This is a genomic window from Paracoccus sp. NSM (genome assembly GCF_052379855.1).
Taxonomy (GTDB): Bacteria; Pseudomonadota; Alphaproteobacteria; order Rhodobacterales; family Rhodobacteraceae; genus Paracoccus.
The window spans coordinates 487446-501603 of the sequence record NZ_JBQTCG010000001.1 but is presented as its reverse complement, the minus strand read 5'-3'; the positions used below and the strand labels follow the sequence as shown (position 1 = coordinate 501603).

17 protein-coding genes are annotated in these 14158 nt (G+C 67.9%); 12 read left to right on the top strand and 5 right to left on the bottom strand.

All coding sequences use genetic code 11. The features are described 5' to 3' along the window. Nucleotides 1-13 precede the first annotated feature (13 nt). The 5 genes from dps to ndk all read right to left on the bottom strand — a co-directional run bounded on the left by dps (nt 14) and on the right by ndk (nt 3311). A complete protein-coding gene (gene dps / locus ACTZWU_RS02390) occupies nt 14-493 on the bottom strand; it encodes a DNA starvation/stationary phase protection protein Dps (RefSeq protein WP_444735747.1) in 480 nt (159 codons plus the stop codon). 134 nt (nt 494-627) lie between these two features. Further along, nucleotides 628-861 (bottom strand): acyl carrier protein, encoded by a 234-nt coding sequence (locus tag ACTZWU_RS02385; protein WP_111299847.1) that lies wholly within the window; start codon nt 859-861, stop codon nt 628-630. A 169-nt stretch (nt 862-1030) separates the two neighbouring features. After that, a complete protein-coding gene (gene fabG, locus ACTZWU_RS02380) occupies nt 1031-1768 on the bottom strand; it encodes a 3-oxoacyl-ACP reductase FabG (protein ID WP_444735746.1) in 738 nt (245 codons plus the stop codon). A gap of 61 nt (nt 1769-1829) precedes the next feature. Continuing rightward, nucleotides 1830-2756 (bottom strand): ACP S-malonyltransferase, encoded by a 927-nt coding sequence (gene fabD / locus ACTZWU_RS02375; RefSeq protein WP_444735745.1) that lies wholly within the window; start codon nt 2754-2756, stop codon nt 1830-1832. A 132-nt stretch (nt 2757-2888) separates the two neighbouring features. After that, a complete protein-coding gene (gene ndk / locus ACTZWU_RS02370; protein WP_444735744.1) occupies nt 2889-3311 on the bottom strand; it encodes a nucleoside-diphosphate kinase in 423 nt (140 codons plus the stop codon). Nucleotides 3312-3492: 181 nt separating this feature from the next. Between ndk and ACTZWU_RS02365 the strand changes: the two genes are divergently transcribed. The 12 genes from ACTZWU_RS02365 (at nt 3493) to urtB (ending at nt 14154) form a co-directional block, all read left to right on the top strand. Next, entirely contained in the window at nt 3493-4590 is a 1098-nt protein-coding gene (locus ACTZWU_RS02365) for an AI-2E family transporter (protein ID WP_444735743.1), read from the top strand. Between the two features lie 99 nt (nt 4591-4689). Further along, nucleotides 4690-5445 carry a GNAT family N-acetyltransferase gene (locus ACTZWU_RS02360; RefSeq protein WP_444735742.1) on the top strand — a complete coding sequence of 252 codons (756 nt, stop codon included), beginning with the start codon at nt 4690-4692 and terminating at the stop codon, nt 5443-5445. Nucleotides 5446-5586: 141 nt separating this feature from the next. Next, nucleotides 5587-6402 carry an urease accessory protein UreD gene (locus ACTZWU_RS02355; RefSeq protein WP_444735887.1) on the top strand — a complete coding sequence of 272 codons (816 nt, stop codon included), beginning with the start codon at nt 5587-5589 and terminating at the stop codon, nt 6400-6402. Between the two features lie 2 nt (nt 6403-6404). After that, the gene (locus ACTZWU_RS02350) at nt 6405-6719 is read left to right on the top strand and encodes an urease subunit gamma (protein ID WP_444735741.1); all 315 of its coding nucleotides are present in this window, start codon (nt 6405-6407) and stop codon (nt 6717-6719) included. 8 nt (nt 6720-6727) lie between these two features. Beyond that, a complete protein-coding gene (locus ACTZWU_RS02345) occupies nt 6728-6913 on the top strand; it encodes a DUF6732 family protein (RefSeq protein ID WP_444735740.1) in 186 nt (61 codons plus the stop codon). Continuing rightward, nucleotides 6910-7215, top strand: a complete 306-nt coding sequence (locus ACTZWU_RS02340) for an urease subunit beta (RefSeq protein WP_444735739.1) — start codon at nt 6910-6912, stop codon at nt 7213-7215. The genes ACTZWU_RS02345 and ACTZWU_RS02340 overlap by 4 nt, the downstream gene beginning before the upstream one ends. Further along, the gene (gene ureC, locus ACTZWU_RS02335; RefSeq protein WP_444735738.1) at nt 7212-8897 is read left to right on the top strand and encodes an urease subunit alpha; all 1686 of its coding nucleotides are present in this window, start codon (nt 7212-7214) and stop codon (nt 8895-8897) included. The genes ACTZWU_RS02340 and ureC overlap by 4 nt, the downstream gene beginning before the upstream one ends. Before the next feature lie 8 nt (nt 8898-8905). Continuing rightward, nucleotides 8906-9454, top strand: coding sequence for an urease accessory protein UreE (locus ACTZWU_RS02330; RefSeq protein WP_444735886.1), 549 nt, complete (start codon nt 8906-8908; stop codon nt 9452-9454). Next, entirely contained in the window at nt 9363-10082 is a 720-nt protein-coding gene (locus tag ACTZWU_RS02325) for an urease accessory protein UreF (RefSeq protein WP_444735737.1), read from the top strand. Before ACTZWU_RS02330 ends, ACTZWU_RS02325 begins: the two co-directional genes overlap by 92 nt. Next, a complete protein-coding gene (gene ureG, locus ACTZWU_RS02320) occupies nt 10079-10702 on the top strand; it encodes an urease accessory protein UreG (RefSeq protein ID WP_444735736.1) in 624 nt (207 codons plus the stop codon). Before ACTZWU_RS02325 ends, ureG begins: the two co-directional genes overlap by 4 nt. 185 nt (nt 10703-10887) lie before the next feature. Next, on the top strand, nt 10888-12171 hold the full coding sequence (urtA, locus tag ACTZWU_RS02315; RefSeq protein ID WP_444735735.1) for an urea ABC transporter substrate-binding protein: 1284 nt from the start codon (nt 10888-10890) through the stop codon (nt 12169-12171). 102 nt (nt 12172-12273) lie between these two features. Continuing rightward, nucleotides 12274-14154 (top strand): urea ABC transporter permease subunit UrtB, encoded by a 1881-nt coding sequence (gene urtB, locus ACTZWU_RS02310; RefSeq protein WP_444735885.1) that lies wholly within the window; start codon nt 12274-12276, stop codon nt 14152-14154. The last annotated feature ends 4 nt before the right edge of the window (nt 14155-14158 follow it).

The following is a 14158-nucleotide window of genomic DNA, read 5'->3' as shown; positions in this document are numbered from 1 at the left end:
CTTCGCGGCCGCCTTACGCGGCCTCGAGATGGCTTTCCATGAACCACAGATCCTTGTCGGCCGTGCGCGAGGCGCCCGTCAGGATGTCGGCACTGTCCTCGTCGCCCGCTTCGCCCACGGCCTCGATCCCCTTGCGCAGCTTCGCCCCGTGGGCGCGCATCCGCGAACAGATCTCGCGCAGGTGATCCTCGGCGGCGGTCAGGTCGGTCGGATAGGGCGCCAGCCCCGAAGCCTCGGCCACAACCTCGGCCGTCCCGCGCGCGGTGCCGTCAAGCTGCTGCACCCGTTCTGCGAATTCGTCCAGATGCACGTCCAGATTGGCGCGCACCGTGTCGAAAAGCTCGTGGATCGCGATGAAGTTGCGGCCCTTCACGTTCCAATGCGCCTGCTTGATCGCCAAGGCCAGCGCCAGACCATCGGCCAGACGCGCATTCAGTTCGTCGATCGCCGTCTTGCGGGCATTGTCGGAAAGACCTTCCAGATTGACCGGCATGGTGTGCCTCCTGATATGATGGAATCGCTCCATCAACACCGAGTGCACGGGACGGGTTCCGGCAAGAAAAAACGGCGCCTCGCGAAGCGGGCGCCGTTCAGGTCATCGCGGCCGGGGCCGCGACGAGGGCGGGATCAGACCGCGCCCTTGATGAAGTTCACCGCATCGCCGACGGTCTGGATGGTCTCGGCGGCGTCATCGGGGATCTCGATCCCGAACTCTTCCTCGAAAGCCATGACCAGCTCGACGGTGTCGAGGCTGTCGGCGCCCAGATCGTCGATGAACGAAGCGGATTCGACCACCTTGTCCTCATCGACACCCAGATGCTCGACCACGATCTTCTTCACGCGATCAGCGATATCGCTCATGTCATATCCTCATTGTCGCGGGCATCCGCCCAAGTTTTGCACGCCCCCGAGGGAACGCTTCAGCACAGGGCGGCTCCCCTGCTGCTAAGGGCCGGGATATAGCACCGGGCGACGTTCATGCAACCGCTTTTGCAACGGGGCAACGCGGCGGCCAGATGCCCGGCCCGGCTCAGATCATCGCCATGCCGCCATTCACATGCAGCGTGGCGCCGGTCACATAGCCCGCCTCGCGGCTGGCCAGATACAGGACGGCAGCGGCGATATCCTCGGGGCTGCCCATCTGCCCGGCGGGGATCTGGGTCAGGATCTTGCCCTTCTGCTCGTCATTCAGCTTGTCGGTCATGGCGGTCGCTATGAAGCCGGGGGCGACGCAGTTCACGGTGATCCCGCGGCTCGCGACCTCATAGGCCAGGGATTTCGACATGCCGACCAGCCCGGCCTTGGCAGCGGCGTAATTGCCCTGCCCCGGATTGCCCGTCGCCCCCACGACCGAGGTGATGTTGACGATCCGCCCCCACCGGGCCTTCATCATGCCCCGCAGCACGGCGCGCGACAGCTTGAACACGCTGGTCAGGTTCACGTCCAGAACCTGCGCCCATTCCTCATCGGACATGCGCATGAACAGGTTGTCCCGCGTGATCCCGGCATTGTTCACCAGGATATCGACCGAGCCCATCGCCTCGGCGGCCGCCTTGGGCAACGCCAGAACCGATTCCGCATCGCCCAGATTGGCGGTGACGACATGCGCACGCTCGCCCAGCCTCTCGGCCAGTTCACGCAACGGCGCCTCGCGCGTCCCCGACAGTGTCACGGTGGCGCCTGCCTGATGAAGCGCCTCGGCGATGGCGCCGCCGATCCCGCCCGAAGCGCCGGTCACCAGCGCGGTCTTTCCCGTCAGATCGAACATCCAAAGCCCCTTCTTCTTCACCCAAATATCCCGGGGTCCGGGGCAGAGCCCCGGTCCGCCCTCAGCCCTTCAGCGCCGCGATATCCGCCGGAGCGCCGACATTGCGCACGACCGCATCCTTGGCGATGCGCTTGATCATCCCCGACAGCGCCTTTCCGGCCCCGATCTCCCAGAACTCGGTCACGCCGCTGGCCGCCATGTTGGCGACGCTCTCGCGCCAGCGGACGGTGCCGGTTACCTGCTCCACCAGCAGGCGGCGGATCGCGCCGGGTTCGGTCACGGGCTCGGCGCGGACATTGGCAAAAACCGGCACGGCGGGGGTCTGGATATCCACCCCGGCCAGCGCGTCGGCCATCACGGCGGCGGCAGGCTGCATCAGCACCGAATGGAAGGGTGCCGACACGGGCAGCATCAGCGCGCGCTTGGCGCCGGCGGCCTTCATCGCCTCGGCGGCGGCCTCGACCGCGCCCTTGTGACCCGAGATCACGACCTGCGCCGGGTCGTTGTCATTGGCGGCCTGCACGACCTCGTCACCGCCCACCTCGCGGGCGATGCGGTCCACCGTCTCGAAATCCAGCCCGAGGATCGCGGCCATGGCGCCCATGCCGACCGGCACGGCCTCTTGCATGGCCTGCCCTCGCAGGCGCAGCAGACGGGCCGTGTCCGACAGGCTCAGCGCACCCGCCGCGCAGAGCGCGGAATATTCGCCAAGCGAGTGGCCGGCCACGAAATCGGCGTCACCGATGCCGAAGCCCTCGGCCTCCAGCGCGCGCATCGCCGCGATCGAGGTCGCCATCAGCGCGGGCTGGGCGTTCTGCGTCAGGGTCAGCGTCTCGGCGTCACCCTCCCAGATCAGCGCGGACAGCTTTTCGCCAAGCGCCTCGTCCACTTCGTCAAAGACCGCCTGCGCGGCAGGATAGGCCTGTGCCAGTTCGCGGCCCATGCCGATGGTCTGGGCGCCTTGCCCCGGAAACACGAATGCCCGCATGGCACCCCCCTGAAATCAAACCGTCGCCCACGGGCATAGCCGCTGGCGGGCCGTGCCGCAACCGACCGCCTGTGCCGCTTGCGCAAAGAAAAGGGGGCCGAAAGGCCCCCTGATCGCGGATATGGCAGGCGTTCAGCCGACCAGTTCCAGCCCCGAGAAGAAAAAGGCGATCTCTTGCGCGGCGGTTTCCGGCGCGTCCGAGCCATGGACCGAGTTCTCGCCGACCGACAGGGCGAATTCCTTGCGGATCGTGCCTTCGTCGGCCTGAGCCGGGTTGGTGGCGCCCATCACTTCGCGGTTCTTCGCGATGGCGCCTTCGCCTTCCAGAACCTGCACGACGACCGGCTCCGAGGCCATGAACTCGACCAGTTCGCCATAGAAGGGACGGTCCTTGTGGACCTCGTAGAACTTGCCGGCCTGAGCGGGCGACAGGTGGATGCGCTTCTGCGCGACGATGCGCAGGCCGGCATCCTCGAACTTGGCGTTGATCTTGCCGGTCAGATTGCGGCGGGTCGCGTCGGGCTTGATGATGGAAAGCGTGCGTTCGATGGCCATGATGTTCACCTTGTCATGTATGGGTCGCAAATTCTGCAACGTCGCGGGGGACGGCTGGTCCCGCCCGCGCCGATCCGCGCCCGGTTAACAGGCTTGCCGTCGCCCGGCAAGGCGTGGCCTGTCGGGAACCCTGCGCCCCTTGGCGGCTTGTCCCTGCGACATCCCCAAAGCCCGGTGCCTCATGTCCGACACGCCCGACCGCGCGCTGCCCGCCCCGGCGCCGCCCGCCCAGCCCGCGCCCGAACGCGCCATCGCGCCCGGATCGATCATCGCGGCGCTGCTGCTGGCGCTTCTGGTGGCGGCAAGCTGGTTCTGGTCGGACGTGCTGCTGCTGACCTTCGGCGCGATCCTGCTGGCGATCGCCTTGCGGGCCGGGGCGCGGGGGCTGCACCGGCTGGTGGGACTGAACATCAAGATCGGCGTTCTGGCGGTGATCCTTGCGGTCATCGGCGCGATCGCGGGTGTGGTCGCTCTGGCCGGGCCCGCGATCCGCGACCAGTTCGACCAGCTCATCGGCTCGCTTCCCGATTCGTGGGAGGCCTTGAACAACTGGCTTTCCGGCACCGCGGTGGGCGGGGTGGTGCAGGACCAGATGGAGAATGGCGAGGATCTGGGCAACAACGCCGCCGAGATGGCGCAGCGCCTGCCCGACCTGATCGGTACCGTCTCGGGGGCGATCAACGCCACGGTCGGCGGGATCATGTCGGTCTTTCTGATGCTGATCGTCGCGCTCTATCTGGCGCTGGAGGCCGGGCGTTACCGCGCAGGCGCCGTCGCGCTTTTGCCGATCCGGCACCGCGCCCGTGCCTCGTCGATCCTGGACGAGATGGGCGGCAAGCTGGGCCTGTGGCTGGGCGGGCAGGCGCTGGACATGCTGGCTGTGGGCATCATGGCGGGGGTCGGGCTGTGGCTGCTGGGCGTGCCGCTGGCCTTCATCCTGGCGCTGATCGCCGCGCTGACCAACATCATCCCGATCATCGGGCCGTTCATCTCGGGGGCGATCGCGGTTCTCTTCGCCTTCACGCAGGGCTTCGACGTGGCGCTGCAAGTGGCGATCCTGTTCGTCGTCATCCAGCTGATCGACGGCGAGATCATCCTGCCCTTGATCCAGCGATTCGCCGTGCGGCTGCCACCCGCGCTGACCGTGATCGGAATCATGGCCTTCGGCAACCTTTTCGGTCTGGCAGGGGTGCTGCTGGCCACGCCGCTGCTGGTCGTGCTGATCGTGCTGATCCAGCGGGCCTATGTCGAGGATATGCTGGGCGACGATCTGGACTGACGCCGAAACGGGCAAAGGGTCGCGCAAACCGTTGACGGCTTCGTGATTCCGACACATGGATGGGCTAATATGGCGTCGGACTCACCAAGGGTGACAGGGATGCAGCCGATCCTCAGAGGCCATTACAAGGCGCGACTGGCGCAGGACGACACCGACCTGCGCGGCGCCCAACGCCTGCGCTGGCTGTGCTTTCACGGGCGCAACGGTATACCCGATGACGGGCAGGCGCTGGATCGCGACGGGCTGGACGCCGAATGCCGTCACATGCTGGTCGAGGATGTGGCCACCGGCACGCTGGTCTGCTGCTTCCGCTTCCTGCCACTGGCCGACGGCTCGCAGATCGCGCGCAGCTATTCCGCGCAATTCTACGACCTGCGCGCCCTCGAGGGCTTCGACGGCCCCATGGTCGAGATGGGCCGCTTCTGCATCCATCCCGACCACCACGACCCCGACATTGTGCGGATCGCATGGGCCGCCATGACCCGTTTCGTCGAGGAAAGCGGGGTCGAGATGCTGTTCGGCTGTTCCAGCTTCATCGGCTGCGAGCCCGAGACCCATGCCGAGGCCTTCGCGATGCTCAAGGAACGCCACCTTGCCCCGCGCCGCTGGTGGCCGCGCGTCAAGGCGCCGCGCGTCTTCCGCTTTGCCCGCGCCTTCCGGTTGCGCCAGCCCGATGCGCGGCAGGCCATGGCAGCCATGCCGCCGCTGCTACGCAGCTATCTTGCGATGGGCGGATGGGTCAGCGATCACGCGGTCGTCGATCCGGCGCTGCGGACGATGCACGTCTTTACCGGGCTCGAGATTCGCGCGATCCCGCCCGCGCGCAGGCGCCTGCTGCAGGCGATGGCGGGCTAGGCAGCCGCGCTTTCGCAGACCGCCCGTCGGCTGGGCAGACCGCCCTCGAAACGGGCAGCATCCGCCATGATGCCCGCGATCAAGGCAGCCGCGGCCGCCGCGCCGATTGACCTTGCCCGCGCCGCGCCGCCCTCTGCCCATATGTTCGACACGGATGCCCCCCTTGCCCCGATGCAGCGCAGCCAAGGAGCCGCGCATGTGGTCATGGGCGCACGCGGTCTGGTGGATCTGGCGCAGCGCGGCTCGGCCAAGGCGATGCTGCCGCGCATGAATGCGGGCCTGCCCGAGATCGTGTTCCTGAACACCTCGGGCGGGCTGGCATCCGGCGACCGGCTGCGCTTTGCGGTCGATCTGCGGGCGGGCGCGCGGGTGCTGGCCACGACCCAGACCGCCGAACGCGCCTATCGCGCCACCGCCGCCCCCGCCGGCGCCGAGGTCGCGCTGAGCGTCGGACCCGGCGCCTGGCTGGACTGGCTGCCGCAGGAAACCATCCTCTATGACGGCGCCCGGCTGGAGCGCGACACGATTGTCGATCTGGCCACCGACGCGGGCTGCCTGCTGCTGGAGATGGTCGTTCTGGGCCGTCTGGCGATGGGCGAACGCCCGTCCCGCCTGCATCTGCGCGACCGCCGGATCGTCCGCCGCGCCGGGCGGACGGTTCATCACGATGCGCTGGCGCTGGACGACGACGCGCTGGCCCGCATGACCGGCGCGGCGATGACCGGCGGCGCGCCCGCCATGGCGACGCTGGCGATGATCGCGCCCCATGCGCCCGACCTGTTGGCTGCCGCCCGCGACGCCCTGACCGAACCCGGCGTCAGCGCCGCCGCAAGCGCCCCGCCGGGCCGTCTGGTGATCCGTATGCTGGCCGCCGATGGCTGGCCCCTGCGGCGCCAGATCAACCGATTGCTGCGCGTCCTGCGCCCCGATCCCCTTCCCCGCATCTGGCAGGTCTGACGATGAACCTTTCCCCCCGCGAACGCGAGAAGCTGCTGGTCTCGGTGGCCGCGATGGTCGCCCGAGGCCGCCTGTCGCGCGGCGTCAAGCTGAACCACCCCGAGGCGATTGCCCTGATCACCGATTTCGTGGTCGAGGGCGCGCGTGACGGCCGCACGGTCGCCGACCTGATGCAGGCGGGGGCCCATGTGATCACCGCCGACCAGTGCATGCCCGGCATCCCCGCAATGATCGAATCTGTCCAGGTCGAGGCGACCTTTCCCGACGGGACCAAGCTGGTCACCGTCCACCACCCCATCCGCGAGGCCTCTGAATGAACCGCCCGATGAAACGCCTGATGCTTGCCGCCCTGCCCTGCGTGATCCTTCCGGGGGCGGCGCTGGCCCATCCCGGCCACCATGACGACGTCTCGTGGACGCATCTGCTGACGCAGGGCGACCATCTGGCCACCGTCGCGATGATCACCGCCCTGGGCGCCGCCGCCTGGCTGTTCCTGCGGAACCGCCCATGATTCCCGGAGAGGTCTTTCCCGCCGATGGCACCATCGCGCTGAATGACGGGCGCGAAACGATCACGCTGATGATCGCCAATACCGGCGACCGGCCCATTCAGGTCGGCAGCCATTACCATTTCGCCGAAACCAACGCCGCGCTGGATTTCGACCGCAAAGCGGCGCGCGGGATGCGGCTGGCCATTCCCGCAGGCACCGCCGTGCGGTTCGAGCCGGGACAGTCTCGTCAGGTCACGCTGGTCGAATATGCGGGCGCGCGGGTCGTCCACGGCTTTCGCGGCCAGATCGGAGGTGCGCTGTGACGACGCTGTCGCGCGCCGATTACGCGGCGCTTTACGGCCCCACCACGGGCGACCGCATCCGTCTGGCGGACACGGAAATCATTATCGAGGTCGAACGCGACCTGACCATCCCGGGGGAAGAGGTCAAGTTCGGCGGCGGCAAGGTCGTCCGCGATGGCATGGGCCAAAGCCAGATCACCCGCGAAGGCGGCGCGATGGACACGGTCATCACCGGCGTCGTGGTCTTTGACCATCAGGGCATCGTCAAGGCCGATGTGGGCCTTAAGGACGGGCGCATCGCGGGCATCGGCAAGGCCGGCAACCCCGACACCCAGCCCGGCGTGACCCTGATCATCGGCCCGGGGACCGAGATCATCGCCGGCGAAGGCCGCATCCTGACGCCCGGCGGCTTCGACTGCCACATCCACTATATCTGCCCGCAGCAGGTGGATCATGCGCTGCATTCCGGCGTCACGACGCTTCTGGGCGGCGGCACCGGCCCCGCGCATGGCACGCTGGCCACGACCTGCACCCCCGGCCCCTGGCACATCGCCCGCATGCTGGAGGCCTGCGCCGACCTGCCGGTGAACATCGGCATCGCGGGCAAGGGCAATGCGTCGATCGCCGCGCCCTTGGAGGAGCAGATCCGCGCAGGCGCCTGCGCGATGAAGCTGCACGAGGATTGGGGCACCACGCCCAAGGCCATCGACACCTGCCTGAGCGTCGCCGACGCGATGGATGTGCAGGTGATGATCCACACCGACACGCTGAACGAATCGGGCTTTGTCGAGGACACGATGGCCGCCATCGGCGGGCGCACCATCCACGCCTATCACACCGAAGGCGCGGGCGGCGGCCATGCCCCCGACATCATCCGCATGGTCGGCATGGCGAATGTCCTGCCCTCTTCGACCAACCCGACGCGGCCCTACACGGCCAACACGGTCGAGGAACATCTCGACATGCTGATGGTCTGCCACCACCTCGACCGCCGCGTGCCCGAGGATGTGGCCTTCGCCGAAAGCCGCATCCGCAAGGAGACCATCGCGGCCGAAGACATCCTGCACGATCTGGGCGCATTCGCGGTGATGTCGTCGGACAGCCAGGCGATGGGCCGCGTGGGCGAGGTCATCACCCGCACATGGCAGACCGCATCCAAGATGCGCCAGCAGCGCGGCCGCCTGCCCGAGGAACAGGGCCAGAACGACAACATCCGCGCCCGCCGCTACATCGCGAAATACACGATCAACCCGGCCTTGGCGCATGGGGTCAGCGCCCATATCGGCAGCATCACGCCGGGCAAGCGGGCCGATCTGGTCCTGTGGGCGCCCGCCTTCTTTGCAGCCAAGCCCGAGATGGTGCTGGTCGGCGGCCAAATCAGCGTGGCGCAGATGGGCGATCCGAACGGCTCGATCCCGGTGCAGCCGGTCTTTTCGCGGCCCATGTGGGGGCATACCGGGCGCGCCTCGGCGCTGTTCCTGTCGAAAGCGGGGCTTGAGGCGGGCGCGGCGAGCGGCCTCTCCACGACCCTGATCGCGGTCGAGGGCACGCGCAGCATCGGCAAAGCCGACATGATCCTGAACAACGCCATGCCCGTGATCGAGGTGGACCCGGAAACCTACGAGGTCCGTGCCGATGGACAATTGCTAACCTGCGAGCCCGCGACGGAACTGCCGCTGGCACAGCGCTATTTCCTCTTTTGAGGGAGGACATAACCATGATTGCAACCGCACATACCATCATCCGCAATGCGCCCGGCCCCTTTGATGCCGATGTGTCGCTGGATTACGAGGGCCGCCTGCTCAGGCGCAAACGCCTGGCCTGCTCGGGCGGCGATTTCCTGGTGGATTTGGCCGAAGTGACCAGCCTTGAGGATGGCGACGCGTTCGAATTGTCGGACGGTCGGATGATCGCGGTGCGCGCAGCGCCCGAGCCGGTTCTGGTCATCCGGGGCCATCTGGCCCGGCTGGCTTGGCATATCGGCAACCGCCACACCCCCTGCCGGATCGAGGCCGACCGCCTGATCATCCGGCAGGATCACGTGCTGGAAGCGATGCTGAAGAAGCTCGGCGCCGATATCTGCCGCAAGGAACTGCCCTTCCGTCCCGAAGGCGGCGCCTATGGCCATGGCCGCACCTTCGGCCATGATCACGGGCCGGACCGGGGGCATGGCGACGGCCACCATCATTCCCACGATCACGGCAGCCATCACCATGACCATCACGGCCACAGCCACGACCATACCCCCAGTCACGCCTGACGCGGCGCGCCTGTTCCTGCAGCAGATCCTGTCGCCCGCCTTTCCGGTGGGCGGCTTCGCCTGGTCGCAGGGGCTGGAATGGGCGATGGATCAGGGCGCGGTGACGCGTGCGACGCTGCCCGTCTGGCTGGCCGACTGGCTGGATCACGGCACGGGCCGGGCCGACGCGCTGCTGGTCGCGCTGGCGCTGCGGCCGGGGGCGGACCACGCGGTTCTGGACGATCTGGCCCGCGCCACCTGCCTGACGACCGAGCGCCTGACCGAGACGCAGGAACAGGGCGCGGCCCTGACCGCCAGCCTGTCCGCGCTGACCGGAACCGCGCTGCCGCCCCTGACCCTGCCCGTGGCCTTTGGCCGGGCCTGCGCCGACCTGCCCCTGCCCGCCCCCGAGATCGTCTCGGCCTGGCTGCTGGCGCAGGCGGCCTCGCTGATCAGCGCGGCGGTGCGCTTCATGCCGCTTGGCCCGCTGGAGGGGCAGCGCCTGCTGGCCACGATGCATCCCGCGATCATGGCCCGCGCCGCCGGGGCCTGCGCCGCCGATCAGGACGCGCTTGCCAGCGCCACATGGGGCGCTGATATCGCCGCCATGCGCCACGAAACCATGACAACGAGGATCTTCCGCTCATGAGCCAAAACGGCCCCCTCCGCGTCGGCATCGGCGGCCCCGTCGGCGCCGGCAAGACGACGCTGACCGAACAGTTGGCCCGCGCGCTGGCGCCGCGCCTGTCCATGGCCGTCGTCACCAACGACATCTATACCCGCGAGGATGCCGAGGCGCTGATGCGCGCGCAGGTCCTGCCCGTGGACCGCATCCGCGGCGTGGAAACCGGCGGCTGCCCGCATACCGCCATCCGCGAGGATGCCAGCATCAACCTTGCCGCCATCGCCGATCTGAACGCGGCCTTCCCGGATCTGGAGCTGATCCTGATCGAATCGGGCGGCGACAATCTGGCCGCGACCTTCAGCCCGGAACTGGCCGACCTGACGATCTATGTCATCGACACGGCGGCAGGGCAGGACATCCCCCGCAAGCGCGGTCCCGGTCTGGCGCGATCCGACCTTCTGGTGGTGAACAAGACCGACCTTGCGCCCCATGTCGGCGTCGATCCCGTGCAGCTTGAAAAAGATGCACATGATGCACGCGGCACGCGTCCGGTCGTGATGGCACAGCTTCGCCACGGCAAGGGCGTGCAGCAGATCGTCGATTTCCTGATCGAACAGGGCGGTCTGGCGCCGAACGCAGCCTGAAACTGCCCCTGCGGCGGGCATCTGCCTCTGGCGATGCCCGCCGCCGCGCCAAAACCTGCGCGACCCGCCTCCGGACTGCCCGAATCCTGTCCAGATGCCCGATTTCCGATTTTTCTGCATCTGCGAAGGCGCTGCCTTCCACAGGGACAACAGGGACATCCGGCCAGACCGGGGGAGTTTTAACGATGATCAAGACAACGCGACTGCTGATGACGACCAGCGCCCTTGCGCTGGCGGGCATGGCCCATGCGCAGGAAGGTGAGCCGATCAAGATCGGCGTGCTGCATTCGCTGTCCGGCACGATGGCGATTTCGGAAACCACGCTGAAGGACACGGTCCTGATGATGGTGGAACAGCAGAACGCCAAGGGCGGCGTGCTGGGCCGCCCGCTGGAAGCCGTCGTCGTCGATCCGGCCTCGGACTGGCCGCTTTTCGCCGAAAAGGCGCGCGAGCTGCTGACCGTCAGTGAGGTTGACGTGATGTTCGGCTGCTGGACCAGCGTCAGCCGCAAGGCCGTGCTGCCCGTGATCGAGGAACTGAACGGCCTGCTGTTCTATCCGGTCCAATACGAGGGCGAGGAATCGTCGCGCAACGTGATCTATACCGGCGCCGCCCCGAACCAGCAGGCGATCCCCGCCGTCGATTACATGATGGAGGAGCTGGGCGTCGAAAGCTGGGCGCTTCTGGGCACCGACTACGTCTATCCGCGCACCACGAACAACATCCTTGATGCCTATCTCAAGTCGAACGGCGTCGCCGCCGAGGATATCTTCGTGAACTACACGCCGTTCGGCCATTCGGACTGGTCGCGGATCGTGGCCGATGTCGTGGCGCTTGGCGCGGGCGGCAAGAAGGTCGGCGTCGTCTCGACCATCAACGGCGATGCGAATGTGGGCTTCTACAAGGAACTGGCGGCGGCGGGGATTTCCTCGGACGACATTCCGGTCATGGCCTTCTCGGTCGGCGAGGAAGAATTGTCGGGTCTGGACACGACCAACCTCGTTGGCCACCTGGCCGCCTGGAACTACTTCCAATCGGCCGAATCGGCTGAAAACGACGCCTTCATCGAGGCATGGCACGCCTTTACCGGCGACACGAACCGCGTGACCAACGACCCGATGGAAGCCACGATGATCGGCTTCAACGCCTGGGTCGCCGCCGTCGAGGCCGCCGGCACGACCGATGTGGACGCCGTGCGCGACGCCATCGTGGGCATCGAGGTTCCGAACCTGACCGGCGGCACCGCGACCGTCCTTCCGAACCACCACCTGACCAAGCCCGTCCTGATCGGCGAGATCCGCGCCGATGGCCAGTTCGACATCGTCAGCCAGACCGATCCGGTGCCGGGCGACGCCTGGACGGACTTCCTGCCGGAATCGGCGGTGCTGGAGGCCGACTGGCCGGGCAAGGGCTGCGGCATGTGGAACACCGAGACCGAAAGCTGCGTGCAGATCCAGTCGAATTACTGATCCCTCGCGCGGGGCGGCGTTGCGCCGCCCCGATTGCCGAATGACCCAAAGGATACGCGCGTGCCCCGGTTTTTCCTGATCGCCCCGCTGCTGGCGGTGCTGATGCTGGCGGGCCTTTCTGCCCCCTCTGCCGCAAATCCCGCGCTCGAGACGCTGATCTCCGAGAATATCGACCAGATCGACCAGCCCTCGCGCCGGACGGTCGAGCCTCTGGTGGCCCGCATCGCCGCCACCGGCCCCGAAGGTCTGGCACTGCTGCAGGCCTGGGCCGACCGCAGGCTGGGCCTGCTGGACGGGCGCGCGGTGATCGCCGATGGCGACGCGCTGACCGACGCCGCGACCGGCGTCCCGGTGACGGGCGACGCGAAGATGCTGCGCCCCAATTCCGGCGTGCGCGGCGTGATAGAGGCCGCGCTGGCCGCCGGTGCGCTGACCGATCCCGACCCCGCCCGCCGTGCCGCCGCGCTGGACAGCCTGTCGCGCGGTGCCGACGCCGAGGGGCTGACCGCGCTGCGCGCCGCGCTGGACGATCCCGACCCGGCGCTGGCCGCCCGCAAGGCGCGGCTGGAACGGCTGCTGACCATCCAGCACGACCCCGACAGCGCCGCCCGCGTCGCCGCGATCGAGGAACTGGCGGGCGATGTCGGCCTTGATTTCCGCGCCGCGCTGAACCCGCTGCTGGCGACCCGCCGCGTGGTCGGGACGACCGAGCCGCAGGGCAATATCGCGGATGAACTGACCCCGGGCAGCAAGGATCTGCCGCGCGAGGCGGCCATCGCCCTGCTGATCCAGCAAGGCGCGCTGGACCCGGCCCTGACGCCCGCCGAACAGCGCACCCGTCTGGCCGCCAACATCCAGAACGGCAGCGTGGGCGGCATTCAGGTGGCGCAGCTTTCCGACCCAGCCGCCCGCGACCGCGCCTACGAGGCGCTGGAGGCGTCGGGCGCCGTTCCCCCCGCCGCCACCACGGCCGAGATCGACGCGGCGCTGGCCGCGCACCGCTTCTTTGACCTCTATGCGGAACCCGACCCCGCCGTGACCGATGCCGCCAAGGCCGCGCAGATCCGCGCGCAGGTGCGGCTGGCCGCGATGCAGGGCATCGATCTGGGGCTGGACGCGCTGTCTCTGGCCTCGATCTACTTCCTTGCGGCAATCGGTCTGGCGATCACCTTTGGCGTGATGCGCGTGATCAACATGGCGCATGGCGAATTCATCATGATGGGCGCCTATACGGGCTTTACCGTCCAGACCATCATCGCGGACCGCACGCTGTCGCTGATCGTGGCGCTGCCCTTGGCCTTTGTCGTGACCTTCGGGGCGGGCGTCGTGCTGTACCGGCTGGTGATCCGCCATCTGGCGCATCGCCCGCTTGAGACGCTGCTGGCGACCTTCGGCGTGTCCATCGCGCTGCAACAGCTGGCCAAGAACATCTTCGGCACGCAGGCCCGGCCCCTGACGGCGCCCACATGGCTGGAAGGCTCCATCACCATCAACGACGTGATCGGGATCAGCTCGATCCGCGTGGCGATCTTCGTGCTGGCGCTGCTGTTCCTGGCGCTGTTCCTGTTCATCATGAAGCGCACCCGGCTGGGGCTGGAGGTCCGCGCCGTGACCCAGAACCCCGGCATGGCGGCCAGCATGGGCATCAACCCCGACCGCATCGCCATGATGACCTTCGGCCTTGGCTCGGGCATCGCGGGGATCGCGGGCGTGGCCATCGGCCTCTTCGCGCAGGTCACCTCGGAACTGGGCCAGCAATACATCGTGCAGAGCTTCATGACGGTGGTCGTGGGCGGTGTCGGCAACATCTGGGGCACGCTGGCGGGCGCCACGCTGATCGGCGGGCTGTCCAAGGTGATCGAGGCGCTCAATCCCGCGAACACGCTGGCGGCGCAGACCTTCATGATCCTGTTCATCATCATCTTCATCCAGTTCCGGCCCCGCGGGATCATCCCGCAAAAGGGCCGCGCGGCAGAGGTCTGAGCCC